We start from the raw sequence: 22,201 nt of genomic DNA, 5'->3' as shown, positions 1-22,201 counted from the left end.
CTTACCACAAGCAACTAAGAAGGAGTTGACTATGGCTAAGGCGCATTCTAAGCAAAACCGAGTGGTAAATAAAGCAACAAAAACAGAGCGTTATTACACGGTGGGCTATGCCCCGAACGGCAACAAAGCCGCCCCACCGCCCGCGATAAATTTAAAAGGGCATTGGTTAAAAGAGGCAGGATTTGAGACTGGCTTCACCTTTACCGTCAAAATCTTAAACGGCTGTTTGGTGTTGATCCCCGATAGCGAAGACATTCGAGCCATTAAACAACAAAACCAACAACAGCAAGCACAACTCAGCGCCATCAAACACAGCATGCGCGAGCTGATGGCGGAGTATGTTAGCGGCTAAAGGGTAAATTGGACGGCTCTTAACAATAGGGAAGCCAGCAGAATATTTAAACTGCTGGCTAAATATTTAATTAGTTATATAGACGAAAAAATTTATCTTATAGGAGCTCAAAATCAAAACTTTTTTTGTTAAACTTTTCGAATTCTGATATTTTTTTGAAGACAGATTGTAATTTTTCAAATTCTACTGGGTATTTACTTTTAAAAACATTGCTATTTTTCCAGGTAATAATTACCGGTTTATCACATTCATCAATTGGAACCATGAAATCATATAATGCATCAGGATTATTTCCAAAATAAGAACCAAAATCAAACTCATTACAAAATACTTTGTATACCTCTAGTGGATTGCTTTGCTGATTACCATCTAATATTATGTTTTTCATGGCTACTTCTTCCCTTTGCAATTACAAATATCTAATGATTCCGCTGTTTCATAATGATTAGATGTTATGTAAGTTAATCCATCATTAGAATACAACAAACGTGTTCCTGGCTGTTTAGCTCTAGACATTTTATTGTCCAGGCCAATGTCGGCTTCATACCATACTCTTCCAGGAGAATCAGGTAAAATACCTGTGCTATTAGCGAAAATATCCCCCCCTATTTGCCCTCCAGGGACATAATTACCAAGAGCTTTTCCTCTAGACCAACCAGCAGCTTCAGCTTGAGATTTTGTTACGTAATTATTAGGAAGCGTCCCTGTCGTCTTTAAGCTATTAACAACATCATTTGCACTTTCTGCCGTATTATAATACTGGTTAAGTAATGCGCCTTGGGCTGAGCTGGCAGCATAGGTGCCACCGGATAAAGAAGCATTTAACCCAAACGGATCGACCCAACCCACTGGATTATGCACATACCCATACGGATTCAACCCACCCAGCAGCCCGATGGGATCGGGTGAAATATACTGTCCGCTGTCTTTATCATAATAGCGAAAGCGGTTGTAATACAAGCCTGTTTCGTTATCTTCGAATTGTCCGGCAAAGCGAAAATGGCAATCAATATAGTTGGGGTCGTTTTCAGCACGGCCTTCACGGGACTCCCAAAAGGCCAGTTGCCCCCATGTGTTGAGCCGTCCCGCCCAGCTGGCAACACCGTTTTCAGTAAACATCTCCCGCGGGGTGCCTTGGTGGTCAGTAACCACATAGTGCAATTTTCCGCGCTGGTAACGTGCAGCAGGGGTTATCGCCCCCGGTTGGTATACCCACTGTATACCGGCATCGTAAGCGATAGTGCCATCGGCGTAGACGGGGGTCTCTTCAACCATTTGGTCGCCAGACCACAGATAGTGCCATGCGGTGATACGTTGCTTTGACAGCGGAAAGGCGGGGCTTTCATTGATTTTTAGAATATCAACGACTTTGGTTTTCGACAGCCGTCGACCAAAAGCATCGTAGGTATAACGCCAGACATCGCCACTGGGGGTAAAGCAGCGAATAAGTTGGTTTTGGGTATAACAAGGAGTTGACTATAGCTAAGGCGCGTTCTAAGTCAGACAGCAGTACAAATAAAGCCCCGAAACAGAGCGTTATTATACCGTGGGGTATACCCCCAATGGCAGCAAAGCCGCACCACCGCCGGCGATAAACTTAAAAGGGCATTGGTTAAAAGAGGCCGGTTTTGAGACTGGCTTCACCTTTACCGTCAAAATCTTAAACGGCTGTTTGGTGTTGATACCCGATAGCGAAGACATTCGAGCGATGAAGCAACAAAACCAACAACAGCAAGCGCAACTGAGAGCCATCAAACACACGATGCGCGAGCTGATGGCAGAGTATATCAGCAGCTAAAGGGTAAACTGAGCAGCTCTTAAAAACGACGAAGCCAGAAGATTAAAGGATCTTCAGGCTTCTGCGTTGTTAATTATACTCATATTTAGATGCGATTATCTCAATATAACTATCATTTCCAGTAACTAAATAATGTTTTAAATTGAATCTATTTAATGGGTCATAAAGTGTCTTTTTATTCTTCAATATATCTGAATTCATAATTTGATAAACTCCTGAGTCAGGGTGATATCCATTTGTCTCCCAAAAATCAATTCTATTAGTTATTATGCTTTGGTTTGCTATAGAATAATTGTTAGAATTAGCATCGAAAAAACTCATAGAAACACATTTTAATTCAGCTACCATGAGAAAGTGAATTTCTATTTCACGATATATATCATTTTTAAAATTATCAATATCTTGAATATCAATCCTTAGTTTAGCTCCACTTGATTCAGTATAAATTACTTTAAGGTCTGTAGTAGATATTTTAAACGTCAATTTCTCTGGAACAAGTTGTAGTTTCATATTTTTCCTTATTGATTTTTACAACAGATTATTTTGTTGAATCCAGTACCATCTTTATTTTGTGTAATACTTATTGATCTAGATGGCGGTCTATCTAAAATATCTTTAACTAAGTGTTTTGGCACATTTTCATATGGAACATATATTGCGTGTTGTGGGTATTTACCGGACTCAATTATAGCAGCTAATCCTCGATTATTGAGAGTTACGGGTTTACCTGTAGCAGGGTCAATTGTGTATGAGATAACAAAAGCATCGGGGCTAATGTGTCCGACTTTAATGTCATTTGCAACATCGAGAATTGGCCTTCCAGCAATTAAAGGATCAGCCTGACTTCCAATACTACTAAAATTTGGGGCTATTCTATTTTGTCCAAAGTGAAGGTCTTTAGGGAAATCAGTAATTTCTCCATGTATAAATGGATCAAAACTACTCAGTCCGTAAGGATCGATATATTTAGTTGGACTATGAACATACCCATACGGATTCAACCCACCCAGCAGCCCGATGGGATCGGGTGAAATATACTGTCCGCTGTCCTTATCATAATAGCGAAAGCGGTTGTAATACAAGCCTGTTTCGTTATCTTCGAATTGTCCGGCAAAGCGAAAATGGCAATCAATATAGTTGGGGTCGTTTTCAGCACGACCTTCACGGGACTCCCAAAAGGCCAGTTGCCCCCATGTGTTGAGCCGTCCCGCCCAGCTGGCAACACCGTTTTCAGTAAACATCTCCCGCGGGGTGCCTTGGTGGTCAGTAACCACATAGTGCAATTTTCCGCGCTGGTAACGTGCAGCAGGGGTTATCGCCCCCGGTTGGTATACCCACTGTATACCAGCATCGTAAGCGATAGTGCCATCGGCGTAGACGGGGGTCTCTTCGACCATTTGGTCGCCAGACCACAGATAGTGCCATGCGGTGATACGTTGCTTTGACAGCGGAAAGGCGGGGCTTTCATTGATTTTTAGAATATCAACGACTTTGGTTTTCGACAGCCGTCGACCAAAAGCATCGTAGGTATAACGCCAGACATCGCCACTGGGGGTAAAGCAGCGAATAAGTTGGTTTTGGGTATTCCACTGGTAGCGCCATTCTTGTGGACGATAACCATGTTGATACACCATTTTGCGTTCGAGTCGGCCGTTGGCATCGTAGAAATAATTTTTATGGCCTTTGGGGAAGTTACGACGAATAACTCGGCCCGCTTGCTGCTCTTGCGCCAGTTGAATAATCGCCGTATGCGCATCTTCCGGCAGGGTGGTGTGCTCAGTGAGATTTAAGTTTGCATCATACTGAAAACGCTCATACTGGCTACGTCGTTCAGAGCTGTATTGGGTTTCAGTGATTTGGTCGTTGGCGTTGTAGTGATATTGGGTACGTTGCCAACGTGCATCTTCGATGGCCACCACATTGTGGGCACGGTTGTAGTGAAAATCACGATGTACATCAGAACACATCGGCGGTTGATGTGGGTTATCGTACAACGACCACAAAAAGTTATCCGAGCCACGACCCGCGCGTTGGTGTGCCAGCAAGCCAGCGGCATTGTAGTGGCTGGAGTTGACAAAGCCGACGTCACTGCGACGCAGGTATTCTTGACCGACGGCGTTATAACTGAACTCTAACGGTCGATGTTGATTGACCTGAAGTTGGGTCAGTTCCCCCAGTTGCCCAAAGGCGTAATGGAGTTCTCGTTCACCAAAGCGTGTTTGGGTGAGGGCCTGTGTGGCTTCATCCCATTGATGGTGTACTTCACGGCCATTAATACGCTCACAGGTTAATTGACCGTGGGCATCGTACTCGAACTCGACGACGGAATCGGGGTTAGTGGCTTTAATCAGTCGTAAATGGGTATCGTATTCATAGGTGGTCGTGGATAAACATTGATGATTGAGACCATCATCAAGCCACTCACTTTGTTCAATCACCACACCGGAAGGGGCATAGTGCCAACGCAGTTCATGTTTATCAGGGTAACGTGTGGCAATGCGACGGCCTAAACGGTCATAACGATATTCGAGTACGCGTCCGGCAAAATCGGTTTCTCGAATGATTTGCCCTGCGGCATCGCGCTCATAGGTGTATGTCTCGCCCAATGCATTGATGACTTTTTTGAGGCGTGTTAATGCGTCATATTCAAAATGGATTGCGGTGCCATCGGGGCGTATCATGGACGTTAACAGGTCAAAGGGGCCGTAACGATAACGGGTAGTGCGTGCTTCACCGTCAGTGACCGCCACCACACGGCGTTCGCTGTCGTATTCGATCTGTTGTTGTACACCATCAGGAAGCAAGATGTTGCTAACGCTGCCATTGACCCCTGCATGATTTGGGTCATAACGGTATTGCGTGGTGTGTTTAAGAGCATCGGTATAGGCTTGTAAGCGCCCGAGTTCATCAAACTGATATTCCGTACTCTGTTGATAGGGATTGGTGCTTTTAATCAGTTGATGTGCGGCATTGTATTGGTATTGCCATTGTGCGCCGTTCGGAGCAATGGATTTTAGCAGTTCACCGTGCTTACTGTATTCGTAGGTCTGCACCAAACTTTGCGGCGTAGTGACCGTGGTTAGATTGCCTCGAACATCATAATCCAGTTGCCAAACATCACCGGTGGGCGCGATATAGCGTGTGAGTTGCCCATTCTCATTGTACTCATAACCGACTTTCCGGTTATCGGGCAGGTAAATTTGCGCAATCAAACCATCAGGGTGATAGGTGTAATGTGTGGTTTCACCCATATCATTGGTTTCACTGATTTTTTGAAAATCACGCCACTGGGTACGGGTTTCTCGGCCTAAAGGGTCAAGAGTACGTACAATGAGTTGGTCTTCATTATAATAATAGCGAAAATGCCCGCCTTCTCCGTCGACATAGGTGTTAATGAGCAACGTATCATCATAGAAGAAACGGTCGCACCAATAGCCACTGTCAGAGTGAGTTTGTATGACGCGGCCTTGGTTATCATAATCAATGCTGAGGGCGGTTTGATCGGTATCGCGCCATGAAGTCATCCACCCTTGTGCGGTATAGGTGTGCCAGAGATGGTTTTGTTGAAATGCGTCACATTCACTCAAGTAGCCATGATGATCGTATTGGCAACTGACCAGCCGTTGGCTCTGCTGAGCATGCTCATAATCGATATGGGTTAATTGATGATGTTGATAATGCAATCGAATCAAAAAACCGTCATCACGTAGCAGGTAATCGAGCTGCTGTTCATCATTATAATGAAACCGTAATGCAACCCCTTGTAAGTTAGTGATTTTGGTTAAGCGCCGATGGGATGTGGGGGATAGTTCAAAATGGTAGATACGTTGTTGGCGATTATCTTGTATTTGTAATGTTGATTGCTTATGACCTAATAGCAAATAGTGGGGAGCGCGTAAGTTACGTGAACGCACTTCATCACTTGAGGCGGTAAAGGTGTATATGCTTCCTTCTGGATCTTGAAAGTCGATGGTTTCATCATGGATTTGCAGAGACATTGACCAGTTATCGGCCCATTTTAGCCCAAAGATGCCACGAGGAGATTGAGTTGAATAATAGGTTCGAGTCAGCTCAATAGGCAGTAGGCCGGGGATATTAATGACAGGCCAAGCTTGGATTAAATCGCCTTTGACAATATCAACGGGATCACCACAGGTGTTTTTAGTTGAGTTTGGATTATTTTCACCCTTGTCGGTTTTTTTAGTATCGGGTGATTCATCTTTAATTTTTGCAGGAGGAGTATCTGGTGTTTTTACTGTGTCAGGATTGGGCTTATCGACAGATTTTACCGTACCACCAGGAGACGGCTGAGTATTTTGTATAGTTACCGCTTCAGAATTGGGTTTATCGGCAGGTTTGACCATGTTACTGGGAGATTGAGGCTCATTTTTGATAGTATTACTGACGGCATTTTTTTTAGCTGCTTGTTTAGCTGAATTCTCAGTGACTTCTTTAACTATTTTTCGACTTGCACCTTTTATCATTCCGACTGGTGTCATTGATGCAATCAAGCTACCACCTTGCTCAGCTTCACTCAGGTTAAATCTTATTGGATCAGCAATTGAATAACCTAATTGTCCTTTAACGAGCTCGGCATGCTCATTTAGGTCATTTTTAAGTTCGTCACTAAATAGCCCTAAAACAGGTGCAAGAGCTTTACTTCCACCTATCTCAATCCCTTGTGCTAGTAAATATCCTAAATCAATGACATCAGGAACAATATTCCAAAAACCTTTTATTGCACCACTCGCACCTTCAATTGGAGAGTCGATGGCCGCATTAACTTGGCCACGCATTTGGTTTACATCGTTAAGAACCTCTTGTGCTTGCTCGTCTACCCATTCGGATATTGCTGCCGCTTCTTTTTTGGAGAATAAAGAAAGTGAGTGGCGTTCAACTATCTTTTTTTCTGCGGGATTTTCAGTTTTAACTACGGTATTTGCATTTTCAATGGACGCAGAAGACGGCTTCGCTTGGTGTGTGATTGCACCTTGCGTATTGCCGTTTGCCGAAATAGGGGAACTTTTTGCGGTTTCTTGTTCTCGGCTGCTTATAAGTCCACTATCAGGATCGCCTTTTTCATCCTCATTAAGTTCAGGTAAATTCAGTTGCGGGTTTTGTTGACGAAAAGCCTCATATTCTTCGGGTAAATAAACTCCTGTCGCAATAGTTTCATCGCTATTATCGAAAAATTGCATGTAAAATACGGGTTCCCCAGTGGGGTCATATACTGCGTCACTGTAGAGCTCCCAGTTCACCACCTTATCTTTGACTTGTTCGAAGGGAGGAAGTGGTGTAGCTGCGGGGCTTGAGCTAATGACAGCCATAGAATCGTGTTTAGCTTGGTTACTTGACATGGCGTTTCCCTATTTCCCATTCATCCAAAATTTATCGTCATGACGCAGTATCGGTTTTTTTCCGATCCGCACACTTTTTGAATGCTCCAAGGGATAGCATTTTCCACCCACCGTGCCACTTTTCACGCCATTGGCGACACCCGGTTCATCACCTAATGTGGTGGGAATGTAACTTTGATCGAACACTACTACTGGATGACCATTGGCTTTAACCGATGGCACCACGGCGGCCGCAGTTTCTAATTTCGCGATAACCGGATAAGGGATAGGGGGGGTTGATGATCCCATTGGCGTTTTACAAACATCAGGCGTTAAGCTTATGACCAACCATTCGCCTTGCTGGCGAGCTAAATAATTATCAGCCATGGTTCAATTCCTCCTGAGGTTCGGCAAAACGGACGAGCGGTGCATTAGGATCCATTTCAAAGCGTGCTTCACACACCCGTATCGGTAAATCAGCCTCAAACATTAAGCGGTAGGTTAACGATAACTGTAGTTTTTCGGTATCAATCAACAGAGTATCTAAATTAAGGTGTAGGGGGATAAAAAGACCATTTTGCATACGTAATAAAACAAAAGGGCGATGTCCCGGTAATGTTGTTTTAAGTTCACCCGTTGGTGTTAAGTTTTTGAGGGTGAGCGAAAAATCCGTTGCTGGATAATCAATTTGTTGGTCTGTAGGAGCGCAATTCCAATAACTAAAATCAAAATCATGAGGAAGATAAGGATGGCGCTGATCTAGCCACATATCATCATACGTCCCAGCTAATAAACGTCGAGGTAACCATGCACGACCAACCGCGCCGAAGCCTACGGCAGGTTCAGAGGGCCGTTTATTGTTGAGCTGTGATGTCATACATTCAGCCGTAATCGGATGGGTTAAAGATTCAATTTGTGGTGCCGGTAGCGAGGTAATGTTTTTGGATTGTTGATACCAAGGTGTGATGAAACCTAGCCCTAACGGATTATATTCATAGGTATTGTGTGCGATAGGTGCTAAATCTTTTTCAGGATGCTCACTACGTAAGGCTTCAGGAAATAAAGCCTCATCAGGTATAGGCTCTGCAAGTTTCTCATCTTGATAAATTTTGCATTCACCACCAAATGCATAACGATAATCAATCGGCAACTGTCGGATCGGTTTAGGGGGGGTGAGTTGCCATGTGTTTGAATCTTCATTGAAGACAAATTGACGTTCCCCAAAACAACGTAAGGACTTCTCAATTAATACGCGATTATCTCGATTGGTCATCAGAATGGATGCTACTATCGAGTCAGTCGGTATATCGTCAGATGCATAAGCCATACCGTTAATAATGACATCACAACGCGGTTTAAATGGAGCTAAGTCACTTTCAAGACGCACGGATGAGCTATTGGGCTGATTGACAAACTGATCTTGAAATTCAAGCTTTAAGTCAGTTAATACATGTGGTGTATATTCATTATTATTGCCGGTTGGTATCAATTTATAACCCACTTTCATCGCAATAACATGGTGCTCAATGTCATCGACATTGAGCATTTTATAATTCAATACTGAAAATGGTGTTAGATTGCGAAATTCCATTTCTGCCCCCTAGTTAATATCCACATCTTTACCTGTGATTTGCACATGCTCTGATGCTTCAAAATTAAACTTCACACCATTGATGGTCACACGGCCCGCACTGTCCATGCGCAATACGCTGGCCCCGCAGCGCAGTTCAATGACACTTCCCACATTAATTGATAGCTGATCACCAACATTGATCGTTTTCTTTTGCCCAACCGTTTCGGTATTATTTTGATCAATATTTTCAGTCCGATTACCTTTAACATGCATCGCTTGGTTATTATCAACCAATTCAGTATGGTCATGTAGAACATGGGTGGTGCGATCATGTAATACCTTGGTATTCATATCCTTTTGGGCATGAATAAACACTTCTTGCTTGCCGTTTTCATCCTCAAAACGCAGTTCGTTAAATCCTTCACCTTTATGGGTTTTGGTGCGAAACGTGGTGCGGGTTTTATTTGCTGGAAACTTTATGGGGGTCGCATTGCGCCCATCGTAAGTACATCCAGTGATGATTGGCCTATCAATATCCCCATTGAGATAAGACACCTGCACAATCGAATTTATGCGTGGCACCGCTGAAAAACCATAACCATTACCACTCCAACCCATGGCAACGCGTACCCAGCAAGAAGCGCCATGATCAGGTTTACCATAACGATCCCAATGAAAATGCACTTTTACTGCGCCATATTCATTCACATAGATTTCTTCGCCCGGAGGGCCGACAACTGTCGCTAATTCGTCACCATCCGCTGTCGGTTTGTAGCGATGTGGTGGACGCCATTCGGTACGGTCAGGAATAAAGGAAACGCTATTACTGAATTGCGTGCCTTCGCCACCGCCATTGTCGGCGAGTGGTTGCACTCCATGATGCGTTACTGTAATCACTTGCCAGCGATCGTTCATGGGCTCATGGGGGTGGTTTTTTAAAGAGAAAATTTTACCCGGTCGTAAGGCAAAACAGTTTGTGGTGGCACTACCTTGCCGGCTCCCACTGCGTAGTTGTTCAAAACGTATCTTGGTCAGTGGTTCACCTTCGTCATCGAATTGAAAGCGACCATAACTTTCAAATACACTGTGTTGGCCACCATGCTCTAATTTGGCTTGATGACTAAGAGGGTAAGAAGGGCGAACATAGTTATTATCTTTTTGAATGGTTTCATCAACACACAAATATTCGCCATATTGCCATGTAGACACTGTGCTATCGGTAATATCTGTGTCTGCTTGTGGGTTATAGGTTAAATGAATTCCTGCGGTCATACCCATATGTTCATCACTATAGAACATTTGGTCTTCTTCAAACCAAAAATTAATCCCTTCTTCAAAGGCTAAACGGCACCAAAAATCATACGCAGATTCACGTTTCTGAGTTGTATAGGCTCGAATCGGATGCAGTGCTTCACGATAAAATGTGCAGTCAGATTTAACATGCGCTTCATCTAACAAAGTTTTTAAAATGGTAGGGACGTTTTGGTCTTGAAAAATGCGACTATCTTGATTGAGGGTCATAATCCACATTTCAGGGCGTATATCAAAGTGGTACCACGTTTTTACGCCATCAGTATTTCCCTGAACAGCACCTGCAAGAATACCTTTTACTGTGCGGACAATTTTACCGTCACGTTTAACCGTCAATGATGAGACTTGGCCTAAACTTGCCTGAAAATCGAGTGTTGGCAGTAAGCTAACCGCGTTGATACTTAAACTAAAAAGGGAAGATAATCCTTCAGTTAAAGAAAAGTCTGTTACCTGTAAGGTGCCTGGCAGTATTCCACCAATTTCACAGGTGAATACCAATCCACTTGGCTCAGGGTTTAGTCCTAATGCACTGAGCAGAGCAGATTGGGCCACATCGGCCATTTCACTGTAAGATTCTAAACTAGAAGCGATTGACATAGCGGTTTGTGCTGCTGCAATCGCTTGGCGTGGGGAGGATGACATGTTAGACATCGCTAGATTTTTGGCTTGGTTAAAAGCTTCATCTTGAAAACCAGCCATAGGGTCAAATGCAGGGTTTTTAGGATCTTTTGCGAACATGGTGTAGTTCCGAGTGAACGGGGAATTTAGAATTCAAGGGGATCTAACAAAAACGAGCCTCGAAAGGCTCGTTAAGGCAAGATTACGCTTCGAGTGGTGCGCGCCAGTCGTCAGCACCTGATGTGCCTGCACTGGTGTGTTCCCAATCAATTTTACGATAAGCCAGTGAAACTTCGATCAGCTGCGTGAAATCCGCTTTAGCTGGATCTTGGCAGTGTGGCATTTGGCAATCGATGTTAACGATAGTGGCATCCGTCAGTGTGGTGGTAAAGAAGTGCTCTTGTTTACCTTCCACTGAAGTGCGGTACCATTTCAGTTCTACTTTTGGCAGCATTTCACCAGAAGCCAATGCGTTGTATAACAGTGGAACAGCTTTATTGAGTGCAACTGTAAAGCGGAATGGCTTATGTGCACGTTGACCTGAAGGCTGACCTGATTGTGGATCAGTAGGTACTGTCACAACGTGAGAAAACTCTTGAACTAACATTTGGTCTTCATGACCTTGTACATAGATGTTACCCACAGATTCAGGGGTAAATGCACCAGCAGTGATGTTGCCTTGGGTTTTGCCTTCAATAGAGATATAACATGGAGTTGGCATACTCATTCCTTTAGTTAAGTGACAAATGTCAGTGTTATTAATAGCGATATAATCATTGATTAATATCCAAAAAATCAGCCAATGCGTATGCTAATTTCGGTTAGTGCGGATAATATAGGTGAGGTAATGGGTTGTAAATAACTAGGAATAATCCTATCTCGGTAGGATAAGTGACTCAGCGTAAAAACATTGAAATATCGATATTTATCACTTTAATTTGTTTTAAATTGACTTTTGAACAGGATGAAATCCTGTAAATTTTATTCATCATTTGCGTTAAAAATGCTTAACTATCGAAAATATTAGAAAAAATCTATGTACATAGAGGTAAAAAACGTTCCAGAAAAATCCTAGAAAAATTATTTTTTAACCTGTTGTTTTATAAGATAATTGATTTTAACTCTTTAGGTGCTTATTGATGGGGGTTATTAGATAAATATTTTTAATATTTATTAGGCATAAATGCATTAATCTCAATATATAATTCTTTTTGTGATTCTATATGCTTATAAAACAATTGGTTATAATGCTATTTGTCTTGAGGTTTTTAACGCAATAAATGCGAAATGAATGTGATGTCAAAATGAGAAGTGTTATGGATTTGAGGCTAAGTGAACTATTTAGTGTGGTTGACTAGTAATAGTGAATATAAACCAAACGACTTATTTATTGTAAAAGGTTACTTAATAAGTGTAAGGCTTCTACTACATAAAGCTTAAATTTTTAATAATGATTTCTATTTCTTATGACTTACTTTTATCTTTAGTCTATTTTGCATTTTAGTGATCGTTTTAGTCGCTCTTATGCAAGTTAATTGCTTTGTTTTAAAAGAAATGCATGTTATGAAAAAAATGTGGTGAGATAAATAGCATTTCACTATGTATACGCTATTTATCCAATTTATTTTTTAGAATAAAAAAGCCCCAGTGATTAACTGGGGTAAAAGGAAGAGTTGAAATACAAATAATGCATGATCTAAAAGGAGAGTCACCACCAATTAGGGCGCGCATTCTAATCATATTTGAGTCATCCGCCAAGAGAACTATTGTTACAACATACTGAAAAGATAGTACAAATATGAGCGTCGCTATAATATAGAGATGGTCTGTCGTTTGAATGTGATTTTTACAAAATGCTATGTGGCATTTTTTTCATTTTTGCTGCTTTACAATTTCATTACAGCACCTTAGTAAAGATTTAAACTTAACACATTAGAGGGGAATTGAGTGGTTACCTACTCAATATATTCACTTTAATAGAACCTACATTTTACGATCAACCACCTATAAGTACTATAAATTCAAGATTAGGGGAGGGAACGGAAAATGGCTTTCAAAGATCCTTTCAACTATTACTGGGCAAGAGAGATATTAATATTAGTTATGATCTTGCTTGGTTCGATAGCAAGCTATGCTTATAAAATGATTAATGGTGAAAAATTTAGTTTTTGGATGCTTATTTCTCAGATCCTTGTTTCCATTTTTGCAGGAGCATTTGTATACCTTGCAGCAATATATTATCAATGGTCTACGGAATATGCTGGAGGCGTTGCGGGTATTGCGGGATGGTCAGGTGCTGAATTCGTCAAGCTGATTGAAAAAAAACTAAGAAGGAAAATAGACGATGAAAAGTAAACAACCGCGAGGGATCCGTAATAATAACCCCGGTAATATTGATTATAATAAAAATAATCATTGGAAGGGGCAATTAATCTACGATCCTAGTATTGAGCCTCGGTTTTGTCGATTTGAAACGGTGGAATATGGGATCCGCGCATTAATATTGCTACTTCAAACATACCGAGGTCAATATGGATTAACAACAGTATCGCAAATTATTGGTCGATGGGCGCCAAGCAATGAAAATAATACCATAGCCTATATTCAAAGTGTTGCTGATACATTAGGGGTATCGCCGACAGAAAGAATTGATCTTAATAATAAGGCTATTGCTATTAATTTAGCCAAAGCGATTATTCAGCATGAAAATGGCCTACAGCCTTATGATACAGCAACTTTTGAAAAAGCATGGGAACTCTTATAGACGTCAATAATCAATCTTTATTTATAAACATTAGATTAATGTACGCCATTTGAGCTATTATTTTAATTTTATGAATTCATTTGCCCCTTATCATTAAAGCGATTTTACTGTGTATAGTTAAATCTACCTGCTATCTCTTATTTTTAAATGAAGAGTATAAATATAGCAGGATGGATAAATAGGGGCCTCCTATTAAAAATTAGTTCACAAAAAGTGTGACTATCAGTTAACGTAAGAGGCGATCTTACTGAGGTTAATTGCAACGTTGGTTAATTGTGAGGTTAATGTCATAACCTAATAAATAAAGGGCTTGCTCTAGAGCATCAACTTTAGAGGCATGTTCGATATCAAGTAATCTATCAATTTGTTGTGAATTTAAATTCAATTTGCGTGCTAGATCGGCTTTACGCGTATTAGTTTGGATAATGGCATTATGTAATGCAATTTTCAAACAACAGAGTATAGGTAAATGAACGGATAATGTTTCATGCTCAGCTGATCGAGAAGGTAATGGGATCGACTTTTTGGATGAAATAAAATCAGTAAGCCCTGTCATTAAGGTTTCTGTCGCTTCAAGCTCAATATCTTCTTCACAATAAGCCGTACCTTCGATATCAGGGAAATCTACAAATGAAATCTCATAGCAATCAGTTTCTTCATCGAACTCGACAGTAGCCAAATAGTTAAACATAATTTTTCCAATAGAGAGTTTAAAAGTACCATCTGGATGATCTTACTTAAACCTGAGCTGTTATCAATACTAATAGGTTACATTAATCGTGACGGTATCTTTATAGCTACCCGGTGTGAAATTGGCTGAAGGTACAGTGACATATACAGTATAAGACTTTGCGATCCCAGTACCAGTATCTGTAATCACATTGAGTAAGTCATTTCCCCACACAGAACCACTTGGATTAGAACTGAGTTGATAAGGAATTTGGTCTGTTGATGTTGTGCTTTTTAACACTCCTGCACCTTGTAAATTATTGTTTGAAGGGGATAATCCGATAGTAAAAGGTGTCGTATTCGTGCATGTCACCGAAATAGCACTATTGCCATTTATATTGGTAGCCGAACTTTTTAGGCTACCTAAATTAATATCGCCATTGCTGGAGACAGTACACTGTTTATCTACGGTGGCCATTACAGTAAAAGGAAAAGTAGGCCCAACAACCGCTCCACAGGTAGTTGGTGTACTAAAAACGCCTAGATTGATGGTGCTGCTGGCAGTTAATGTTGTATAAGTATCTAAATAGCTTCCTGGTATGATACTAGATTGATTGACTGATAATTGGCCATACAAAGTGACTGAACCTGTTATGGGCGTTAGCACTTGAGATAAGCTGATACTAATCATAACGGGGGTGCTACCTGAGACATGTTGGCTTCCCCAAACGAGGCTATTACTGGGATTTTGATATATTTGATAGCTTAAAGGGCTGCCTAACCCTAAGGCTGACATTTGTCTAGATATGACTTGGCCTGAAATACTGGAAGCGCCTATATTTAAACAAAGTGTTGCTCCAGCTAATACATCTGTTATTCCTTTGGTACAACTATAATTAAATGTAAGAGATGTTATTGCAGTATTATTGGTGAGCGGCATGATTGTACCAAAATTTAAGGTGCTAACATTGCTAATAGAGCAAGTGAAAGCCGTACTATCATAGGGCGAGCCGAGCAATATAACGCTAACTAAAGTGTAAACAATTTGACGGTAACCTGTACGATAAGTTGACATAGTATTGACTCTTTCATTAAACGTGGTTTTGGATAAAAATTTTTATATACAATCGATTCGATTAATGACTACAGCGCAACGGGCCGATTTGTGGGATCAAATCTTTAGTTTTTGGATAGATTAATTTCAGATAGCACTGCCCTTTAGGGTAGGTAATCAACAGTTGATTAGTGTCATTGAGCATTTCGAAATAGGCCATTCCATCGAAGCCTACTGTAATTGGATTATTTGTTTGGCCATTTAATTGAATTTGACTGCCTTGAGGTAAGATTTCGCCATTTGGATCAGTAATAGTCACCAGAGCGGGGTGAGTTTTGATGACGTCAAATTTAACTAAGGTGCCAGCACGATATTCAGGTACAACCTCAATACTTGTTTGTTTAACTTGAATATTGGCAGGTAAATTAGTGGAGTCGAGAGCTACGATATTCTTTTGGTAGCTATTAAGAGAAGGAATTAATAGCAAGCCATCATCATTGGTCACCCCAACAGTACTATTCTCTAATCGGATAGGGATATTGCTTAAGCCATTAGCGGAAATAACAGCGAAACTATTCGTAATAGGCTTCGACGCAAAAATATGGTCATTCATTATCGCTAGTGTTCCACTTGCTCCTAGATAACGTGAATGGTTAGAGTTTATATTATTAAAACCGGCACTGACGTTGAATTTATTCGTTATATAATTGAGATCAACTTGGTTGTTATTTGCATTATCCTGCTTACTTGCCGTGATATTCCATCCTAGACCGCCTTCAGAGGGAGCCGTCCGATTAGTATTGATTTGATAACTTTTACTATCGGAGCTTTGCTGGCTTGAAATGCTGACACTTTGATTATTATTTAGCAGCATTGTAGCGGTTAAATAAAGAATACTTTCTTTATCATCATCAAGTTGCTTATTGACACTCGCACTCAGATATAAATTATCATTTATAGGTCTATACCAATTAAGGCCGACATAACGAATGGGATCGTCATGATGGGATTGAAGTGCAAAGTAAGATAAATTAAGGCTGCCTAGATATTCAGAATTATACCCAACAATTAGGTTACCGTTAAAGGCAAATGGCATAGACGAATAGCTTGCTGCAACATCTTGATATTGAGCTGAGGTGGATATTATTGAAGTGGTAAAGTTGAAGCGATTATTTGCCCAGCGGTAACCTACATAGTAAAGCCACCCTAAATGGTCTGTATTTGAGCTAAAAGCAATGGCTGATGATACCGTTCCCCCTCCTATTTGCGGGATCCAATGACTTTCTACACCGAGATTCACTAAATCTTCCATGAATTCAGCATGAGCACTCGCGGTGAGATGATTATTGACGCCATATCGTAATGTTGTGCTGGCAATAGGTTTATTGGCGTAATCAAAAGATTTTATCGCATAATTTTCTCGTACTACACCTAACTCTGCTGACCAATCAAACAAGTACTCACGGAGTAAAGATTGGTCATTATAAAAGGAAATATTTTGAACGGATTCTCTCCCTAAAGAGTCAGTTAAAATAATTTGAGCGTCTCCTTGACCATTTACATTTGGCAAACTATTTAATGTAAAGTTGCCTATCGGAACTTCACCGCTATAACGTTTAATGCCATCAATATAGAGCTCTACATTTGAAGGGAGTGTTGCTGAACCATAAAAGGCAGCCAAGGGAGCAGTCGGAATATAAGGTTGTAAAGAGTAGTCCGTACCGATCTGGATGCCTGCGATTCGAGTCGATCTTGACCAACTGAGTGATCGAGTTTGTGTATCTCCTACATTAACAACAAGATTGTGATCAGAAAAAGCAGAGCGCCAAAGAGTATCTAGCCGTATAGGGGATTGACTAAACGTATCATGGTCTAAGTTATGCTGTGTTTGCTGAGTTGAACTCAAAAGCCCATATTGGTTAAACAGGCGAAATTCTGAAAAGCTACGGAGTGAAGTCGTAATATTTTTTGTTGCGTATAAATCGTAATTGAGGAGTGCACCAGTAGATGAATTAGTTTGTACTTTGTCTGATGGGATTAAGTTAATGGTAGTATCTTGAAGATCCAGCAAAGAGAGTGGCGCATCAATAGAGAGCGTTTGCTGGTTCGAATTATAATGATAATTTATTTCGGTAATATCATTTAAACAAATGAGATTTTCATTGTTCGAGGGAACTTTAAAGTGTAATTGTTTCAAAGTTGCTGCGCTTACCCAAACTTTTTCATCTTTATAACCAAAACGAGCAATACCAAAATGGGATTGATTGATTGTCACGTCAAGATACAGCTCTATACCCGGTAAGAGTGTGGTGTCAGTGATCATATTTTCAGACGATGTTGGATATAAGCGAGGTTCAGCCAGAGCGGATAAAGTGTAAAAAATAATAGATAGCAGGGCAAAGTCTACTAAATAGTGAGAGGGTGAGTTAGAGGGCGTAAATTTTTTGTTCACCATTAATTGTAGCTTCTAATTTATTGTTTTTTCCGGAACAAATTTCTATCGAACCTATTTTCCACTGCATTGAGGAATTAGCTAGTGCATACCCTAATAGGCCTTGGTTAATATTTGTTCGCTTCCCTTTACAATCAAGGATGTTAACAGCTGAAATTTGGGCATGTGTATTGCCCTTATTTTGAAGTGAAATCAGGTTGTTGGTGCTAGAAGATAGCTGCCATTCTAATAAAACGGTAGCAGGAGGCATATTTATAGGTTGTACAAAAATAGGTAATGAATAATGGAGAACAAACTGCAATTTGTTATTTTTTACGGAAGAGATTGGGATTTCATTGATTGATAGCCGGTACGATCTTTCCGTCTTTCCAGAAGCTAGGTTATTGCGAATGACTCTGACTAATTGTTGCTCATTTGGTGCCAGCTTTATCATGGGGGGACTGATAATAATGTCTTTTGTTGGTGCTAATTCGTCCTTAAAATTATTCTGACTCCAAAGAAATGTTCTTACTTGAGCCTGAATAGTCTCTTGTCCATTATTACTTAGCCATATTCCTGCTGAATTTTGCTGTGGACTAAACGTTAATGTTACAGGCGTAACTTGTAAACCGCTTGCACTGACCAGCTGGGGAAATAATAAGCTGGCAAGCAGGTTTACAGATGATAATAATAAAGAATATCGCCTAATCAAAATGATACCCTGATATATGCAAACTGTTTGTATTTAATAGTTAACGTTAACAGTGACGACATCTGAATAGATATCAGGTGTAAAATTAGCATTAGCGACAACGGCATATACAGTAAAAGATTGGTCTGCTCCTGTTCCTGTACCTGATATACCATTACCTGGATCTGATGATGTGGCGGTATTCCCCCAGTTGGTACCTGTTGCTGAAGTCTGCTTCAGTTGATAGGGGATTTTATCGGTATTCGTTGAGGAATTACTTACAGAGGCTAAATTACCTGCTCCTGCATCAGTTCCACTGTTTGCTGCTGATGGTGACAGCCCAATATTAAAGGGAGTACTTTTTGAACAATTAACATTCAGAGTATTGCTAGATGACACATTTGTGGTACTGGAGCTAACTGAGCCTAAATTCATATCGGAGCCAACACTTACGTGGCACGAGCTAGTTATAGTCATTAAGACTTGAAACGTGGCTGTTGCTAAGCTGGCGGTATTGGTTGTTGATGACATAAGTGCTAAGCCAGTTAGAAACAGTGTTTTTTTAATTATTGTTTGCATAGACAACCTCATAAAGTGTGTTGATTTTAGTTATTTTACATATCGATGTAATATTCTAATTTATTAGTCATAAAATGATTAATTTCAATATTAAAATGGTTATTTTTTATGTTTTGAGTGCTGTTTTTGCTATGTAATACAGTTAAATCATTATAATCAAATCATTTTTTTGTTTTTGCTAGTCAGTGGATATGCTTCAAGGGAATGTTCTAAACGCAATCTTACTCCTGAATAAAATCAATCGATTGATTTTATATTAAGCTTAGATTTAATAGAAAGAAGGAAAAGAGGGCTATTTTGGTTTGGGAGCATAAAAGATTACGGCTATTGGTGAGTCAAGTTAGAAGGGATTGTGAATTAAATACGACGAAAGCGACTTGATAACATTAGAGTGAATAAATAGTAAGCTAATCTATATCAAATTAATTGGAAAACTTTCAGAAACTAAAAAAAATTTTGTGACATTAGTAACACTTTTGGAGTTAACTTTTTAGCTTAAAAATACAGCAAATTAAGGCATTACGATATCTTAGGTTTTGAAATGAAAATTTGAAATGAAAGGTGTTAATGGTTAGGTATTAATGTTGTTACCTAGAGGGTTTTGCTTACACTGGCCATTGTTAACAAGTAAATTGTTAAAATAAAAATAGATAGTAACATAATGTAATAATAACATACTAGCACTAAGGTGTGTCTAATATGAAATCAAATTTCACATTTATTCTGTATAGGTTGCTATAGGATATTGGTTGGAGTTTTCTGTTTCTTTGAGATAACGATAATATTTAACATCAGCTAAAATTAATAAAAAGTATTTTTTCATCTTTAGAGTAGTTTGTCATAATTGTCATAGCATAAATAAGTATAGCTATGTAGGTTGATCATTTCATTAAAAAAAATACCACCTTGTTTATTCTCATTCAGAGTGAAAATACGTTTAAAAAAATAATTAAATAAAATGTTAAATAGAGTAGTGAGTCTTACATATTTTATAAATATCATTATTTCTATACTAAGAATTTTCTTCTTTATGCAGAAATAGGTTACATTTTTTTGAATAGTAGTCGACGGTTAAATTTAGTTTTAACAAGAATCATTCCCCTTCATGAATCATAAGAAAAATTAATCAAAAAATAAGTAGTGTTTATAATGCATATTATCTAATGTGGCATTTTTTTTGCGGTTTTTGATTGAGAAATTTTGAATGAACTGCATTTTAATCACTGAACTTATTGAAAATAAATGGATAAAATTCATTCTGATTTTATAGCTTATCTATTTGATGAGTACTTTGGAGGGGACTTTCTTAATAGTTTTCTTTGATATGGATCAATGTACTGTTTTGTTGGTTATGGTTGGTTGTTTGATTTGTTTTTTCAATAAATAGGCGTAAAGATATTAATTAAATCCTATCATTTGATTTAAGTTGATCTTATGTATCGCGGTTATTTGACGTAAGGAAGGAGAAGATATAGTTATAATGAAGAATTGTTTATGAATTTGTGGATTATGGCCTAAAGAAATAAAAAGAAACATAAGCATCTTGAATAGTTAGTTTTGTGGTGCATAATAAATGCCGACTGAAATTGATATCAGTAAATTCTGACATTTACTAAAATATTTCTTTTTAGTGATGGTTTATTGTTTGTGAGTGTTCAGGAAATAGATTTAATTTAAGTTTTAACTTTTGTGTATTTTATACCTCTTACTGGGTATTCGTTTCATGATTGTATGAAGCGGGAATACAAACAGTTGCCTAGTATATTTTTCTTATTATTAAAAATTAGGTTAAAGCAATACATTTAAGCTCGATGTTTGCTCTATTTGCACACAGATGTAGTTAATATTAAAAAAGGAAAAAAAATGACCTCAACAACAGATTTTCTGAAGCATATATACGATATTAATCTTTCTTATCTGCTGCTTGCCCAAAAACTTATCTCTCAAGAAAAAGCGTCTGCTATGTTCCGACTCGGTATATCTGAATCTATGGCGACTACATTAGCAGATCTTTCTCTTCCCCAATTGGTGAAATTAGCAGAAACAAATCAGCTAATTTGCCAATTTAGATTCGAAAACAGTGACACGATAGAAACGCTAACTCGTGATTCTAGAGTCGATGAATTACAACAAATCCATACAGGCATATTACTTTCAACCCACTTGTTGCAAACGCACAAGGCAAATGAAAATGAAATAGCGAGAAAATAATGAGTAGCATTACTGAAAAAAGTATTGTTAAAGAAGCTAGTGATATCCGTCTCGCGATGGAACTAATTTCTTTAGGGGCGCGTCTCCAAATGCTAGAAAGTGAAACTCAAATTAGCCGCGGTCGGTTGATCCGTTTGTATAAAGAATTACGAGGGTGCCCTCCGCCTAAGGGAATGTTGCCATTTTCAACAGATTGGTTTATGACTTGGGAACAAAATATTCACTCTTCCATGTTTTATAATGCATACCAATTTTTAATTAATACAGGTCACTGCAAAGGCGTTGATGCTATTTTAAAAGCCTATCGCTTGTATTTAGAACAGTGCATGCCATCATCAGAAGAAGAACCTCTATTAGCTTTGACTCGTGCATGGACGCTAGTTCGTTTTGTTGAAAGTGGCATGTTGCAAAGCTCTGTATGTAGCTGTTGTAATGGGTCTTTTATCACTTATGCACATATACCAGAAAACAGTTTTACCTGTAGTTTGTGTCAGCCGCCATCACGGGCAATAAAAAAACGTAAACTTTCCGAACATCCCGCCGATATTACGCTATATCGACAGGGTGGCATTACCAAAGCGGTAATGTGATTGGATTAATTCGGTATACTCTTAATAATTTGAGCTGTAGGTAAGCGAGTAGGGAATGACTGCAAAATGCAGTGAAATCACGGTAGCTAGCCCAATTGGACACTATCAACCATTCGTTAGAGTTATTCTACAACTTAAAATATAACGAGTATAAACAGGTAACGTATGTGCCTGTTATTCCCAATAATTCCCTTTGACTGCCATCTGTTATCTAACTGAGTTGA

General features: G+C 39.5%; 19 protein-coding genes and 1 pseudogene. 6 read left to right on the top strand and 14 right to left on the bottom strand.

Annotated features, from left to right (window positions below; translation table 11 throughout):
* The first annotated feature begins 31 nt into the window (after positions 1–31).
* Positions 32–352 carry a SymE family type I addiction module toxin gene (locus M1E96_RS13465; RefSeq protein WP_369427115.1) on the top strand — a complete coding sequence of 107 codons (321 nt, stop codon included), beginning with the start codon at positions 32–34 and terminating at the stop codon, positions 350–352.
* Between the two features lie 97 nt (positions 353–449).
* Here the strand turns inward: M1E96_RS13465 and M1E96_RS13460 are convergent, their stop codons facing one another.
* The 3 genes and pseudogenes from M1E96_RS13460 to M1E96_RS13450 all read right to left on the bottom strand — a co-directional run.
* On the bottom strand, positions 450–740 hold the full coding sequence (locus tag M1E96_RS13460) for a barstar family protein (protein WP_369427114.1): 291 nt from the start codon (positions 738–740) through the stop codon (positions 450–452).
* 2 nt (positions 741–742) lie between these two features.
* Positions 743–1,627, bottom strand: a complete 885-nt coding sequence (locus M1E96_RS13455; protein ID WP_369427113.1) for an RHS repeat-associated core domain-containing protein — start codon at positions 1,625–1,627, stop codon at positions 743–745.
* Positions 1,628–1,735: 108 nt separating this feature from the next.
* Positions 1,736–1,798: pseudogene (locus M1E96_RS13450) on the bottom strand (hypothetical protein); the annotation flags it as partial.
* A 100-nt stretch (positions 1,799–1,898) separates the two neighbouring features.
* Between M1E96_RS13450 and M1E96_RS13445 the strand changes: the two are divergent.
* Positions 1,899–2,150 (top strand): SymE family type I addiction module toxin, encoded by a 252-nt coding sequence (locus tag M1E96_RS13445; protein ID WP_369427112.1) that lies wholly within the window; start codon positions 1,899–1,901, stop codon positions 2,148–2,150.
* 69 nt (positions 2,151–2,219) lie between these two features.
* Here the strand turns inward: M1E96_RS13445 and M1E96_RS13440 are convergent, their stop codons facing one another.
* The 6 genes from M1E96_RS13440 to M1E96_RS13415 form a co-directional block, all read right to left on the bottom strand.
* Complete coding sequence (locus tag M1E96_RS13440; protein ID WP_369427111.1) at positions 2,220–2,660, bottom strand: hypothetical protein; 441 nt, start codon at positions 2,658–2,660, stop codon at positions 2,220–2,222.
* Positions 2,661–2,668: 8 nt separating this feature from the next.
* Positions 2,669–7,507, bottom strand: a complete 4,839-nt coding sequence (locus M1E96_RS13435) for an RHS repeat-associated core domain-containing protein (protein ID WP_369427110.1) — start codon at positions 7,505–7,507, stop codon at positions 2,669–2,671.
* Positions 7,508–7,516: 9 nt separating this feature from the next.
* Positions 7,517–7,873 carry a DUF4150 domain-containing protein gene (locus M1E96_RS13430; RefSeq protein WP_140181577.1) on the bottom strand — a complete coding sequence of 119 codons (357 nt, stop codon included), beginning with the start codon at positions 7,871–7,873 and terminating at the stop codon, positions 7,517–7,519.
* Entirely contained in the window at positions 7,866–9,077 is a 1,212-nt protein-coding gene (locus tag M1E96_RS13425; protein ID WP_272579568.1) for a DUF2169 domain-containing protein, read from the bottom strand. The genes M1E96_RS13430 and M1E96_RS13425 overlap by 8 nt, the downstream gene beginning before the upstream one ends.
* A 9-nt stretch (positions 9,078–9,086) precedes the next feature.
* Positions 9,087–11,108 (bottom strand): type VI secretion system Vgr family protein, encoded by a 2,022-nt coding sequence (locus M1E96_RS13420; protein ID WP_369427109.1) that lies wholly within the window; start codon positions 11,106–11,108, stop codon positions 9,087–9,089.
* An 82-nt stretch (positions 11,109–11,190) separates the two neighbouring features.
* The gene (locus M1E96_RS13415; protein ID WP_070926003.1) at positions 11,191–11,709 is read right to left on the bottom strand and encodes an Hcp family type VI secretion system effector; all 519 of its coding nucleotides are present in this window, start codon (positions 11,707–11,709) and stop codon (positions 11,191–11,193) included.
* A gap of 1,325 nt (positions 11,710–13,034) precedes the next feature.
* Between M1E96_RS13415 and M1E96_RS13410 the strand changes: the two genes are divergently transcribed.
* Together M1E96_RS13410 and M1E96_RS13405 are read left to right on the top strand one after the other, a co-directional pair.
* Positions 13,035–13,343 (top strand): phage holin family protein, encoded by a 309-nt coding sequence (locus M1E96_RS13410; RefSeq protein WP_070926006.1) that lies wholly within the window; start codon positions 13,035–13,037, stop codon positions 13,341–13,343.
* On the top strand, positions 13,333–13,752 hold the full coding sequence (locus M1E96_RS13405; protein ID WP_272579570.1) for a structural protein: 420 nt from the start codon (positions 13,333–13,335) through the stop codon (positions 13,750–13,752). Before M1E96_RS13410 ends, M1E96_RS13405 begins: the two co-directional genes overlap by 11 nt.
* A gap of 253 nt (positions 13,753–14,005) precedes the next feature.
* On the opposite strand, the gene M1E96_RS13400 is transcribed toward M1E96_RS13405, so the two are convergent.
* From M1E96_RS13400 to M1E96_RS13380, 5 genes are all read right to left on the bottom strand, one after another.
* Positions 14,006–14,443: a hypothetical protein gene (locus tag M1E96_RS13400; protein ID WP_140181585.1), complete on the bottom strand. Its 438-nt coding sequence runs from the start codon at positions 14,441–14,443 to the stop codon at positions 14,006–14,008.
* A 69-nt stretch (positions 14,444–14,512) separates the two neighbouring features.
* Positions 14,513–15,496, bottom strand: coding sequence for a spore coat protein U domain-containing protein (locus tag M1E96_RS13395; RefSeq protein WP_272579571.1), 984 nt, complete (start codon positions 15,494–15,496; stop codon positions 14,513–14,515).
* A gap of 61 nt (positions 15,497–15,557) precedes the next feature.
* A complete protein-coding gene (locus tag M1E96_RS13390; protein WP_319068597.1) occupies positions 15,558–17,930 on the bottom strand; it encodes a fimbria/pilus outer membrane usher protein in 2,373 nt (790 codons plus the stop codon).
* Complete coding sequence (locus M1E96_RS13385) at positions 17,902–18,618, bottom strand: molecular chaperone (RefSeq protein ID WP_272579573.1); 717 nt, start codon at positions 18,616–18,618, stop codon at positions 17,902–17,904. The genes M1E96_RS13390 and M1E96_RS13385 overlap by 29 nt, the downstream gene beginning before the upstream one ends.
* A gap of 33 nt (positions 18,619–18,651) precedes the next feature.
* Positions 18,652–19,128: a spore coat U domain-containing protein gene (locus M1E96_RS13380; RefSeq protein WP_369427526.1), complete on the bottom strand. Its 477-nt coding sequence runs from the start codon at positions 19,126–19,128 to the stop codon at positions 18,652–18,654.
* 1,911 nt (positions 19,129–21,039) lie between these two features.
* Between M1E96_RS13380 and flhD the strand changes: the two genes are divergently transcribed.
* Together flhD and flhC are read left to right on the top strand one after the other, a co-directional pair.
* Complete coding sequence (gene flhD / locus M1E96_RS13375; protein WP_070926015.1) at positions 21,040–21,387, top strand: flagellar transcriptional regulator FlhD; 348 nt, start codon at positions 21,040–21,042, stop codon at positions 21,385–21,387.
* A complete protein-coding gene (gene flhC, locus M1E96_RS13370; RefSeq protein ID WP_070926017.1) occupies positions 21,387–21,977 on the top strand; it encodes a flagellar transcriptional regulator FlhC in 591 nt (196 codons plus the stop codon). Before flhD ends, flhC begins: the two co-directional genes overlap by 1 nt.
* The last annotated feature ends 224 nt before the right edge of the window (positions 21,978–22,201 follow it).

Origin of the sequence: Providencia sp. PROV236 (genome assembly GCF_033676985.1) — a bacterium.
Taxonomy (GTDB): Bacteria; Pseudomonadota; Gammaproteobacteria; order Enterobacterales; family Enterobacteriaceae; genus Providencia; species Providencia manganoxydans.
This window is presented reverse-complemented; position numbering and strand designations above follow the sequence as displayed.

Excerpts from the sequence above, each read along its gene's own strand:
- M1E96_RS13465 (WP_369427115.1), top strand. The coding sequence starts at position 32 with ATGGCTAAGGCGCATTCTAAGCAAAACCGAGTGGTAAATAAAGCAACA.
- M1E96_RS13460 (WP_369427114.1), bottom strand. The coding sequence starts at position 740 with ATGAAAAACATAATATTAGATGGTAATCAGCAAAGCAATCCACTAGAG.
- M1E96_RS13455 (WP_369427113.1), bottom strand. The coding sequence starts at position 1,627 with ATGGTTGAAGAGACCCCCGTCTACGCCGATGGCACTATCGCTTACGAT.
- M1E96_RS13440 (WP_369427111.1), bottom strand. The coding sequence starts at position 2,660 with ATGAAACTACAACTTGTTCCAGAGAAATTGACGTTTAAAATATCTACT.
- M1E96_RS13435 (WP_369427110.1), bottom strand. The coding sequence starts at position 7,507 with ATGTCAAGTAACCAAGCTAAACACGATTCTATGGCTGTCATTAGCTCA.
- M1E96_RS13430 (WP_140181577.1), bottom strand. The coding sequence starts at position 7,873 with ATGGCTGATAATTATTTAGCTCGCCAGCAAGGCGAATGGTTGGTCATA.
- M1E96_RS13425 (WP_272579568.1), bottom strand. The coding sequence starts at position 9,077 with ATGGAATTTCGCAATCTAACACCATTTTCAGTATTGAATTATAAAATG.
- M1E96_RS13420 (WP_369427109.1), bottom strand. The coding sequence starts at position 11,108 with ATGTTCGCAAAAGATCCTAAAAACCCTGCATTTGACCCTATGGCTGGT.
- M1E96_RS13415 (WP_070926003.1), bottom strand. The coding sequence starts at position 11,709 with ATGCCAACTCCATGTTATATCTCTATTGAAGGCAAAACCCAAGGCAAC.
- M1E96_RS13410 (WP_070926006.1), top strand. The coding sequence starts at position 13,035 with ATGGCTTTCAAAGATCCTTTCAACTATTACTGGGCAAGAGAGATATTA.
- M1E96_RS13405 (WP_272579570.1), top strand. The coding sequence starts at position 13,333 with ATGAAAAGTAAACAACCGCGAGGGATCCGTAATAATAACCCCGGTAAT.
- M1E96_RS13400 (WP_140181585.1), bottom strand. The coding sequence starts at position 14,443 with ATGTTTAACTATTTGGCTACTGTCGAGTTCGATGAAGAAACTGATTGC.
- M1E96_RS13395 (WP_272579571.1), bottom strand. The coding sequence starts at position 15,496 with ATGTCAACTTATCGTACAGGTTACCGTCAAATTGTTTACACTTTAGTT.
- M1E96_RS13390 (WP_319068597.1), bottom strand. The coding sequence starts at position 17,930 with ATGGTGAACAAAAAATTTACGCCCTCTAACTCACCCTCTCACTATTTA.
- M1E96_RS13380 (WP_369427526.1), bottom strand. The coding sequence starts at position 19,128 with ATGTCATCAACAACCAATACCGCCAGCTTAGCAACAGCCACGTTTCAA.
- flhD (WP_070926015.1), top strand. The coding sequence starts at position 21,040 with ATGACCTCAACAACAGATTTTCTGAAGCATATATACGATATTAATCTT.
- flhC (WP_070926017.1), top strand. The coding sequence starts at position 21,387 with ATGAGTAGCATTACTGAAAAAAGTATTGTTAAAGAAGCTAGTGATATC.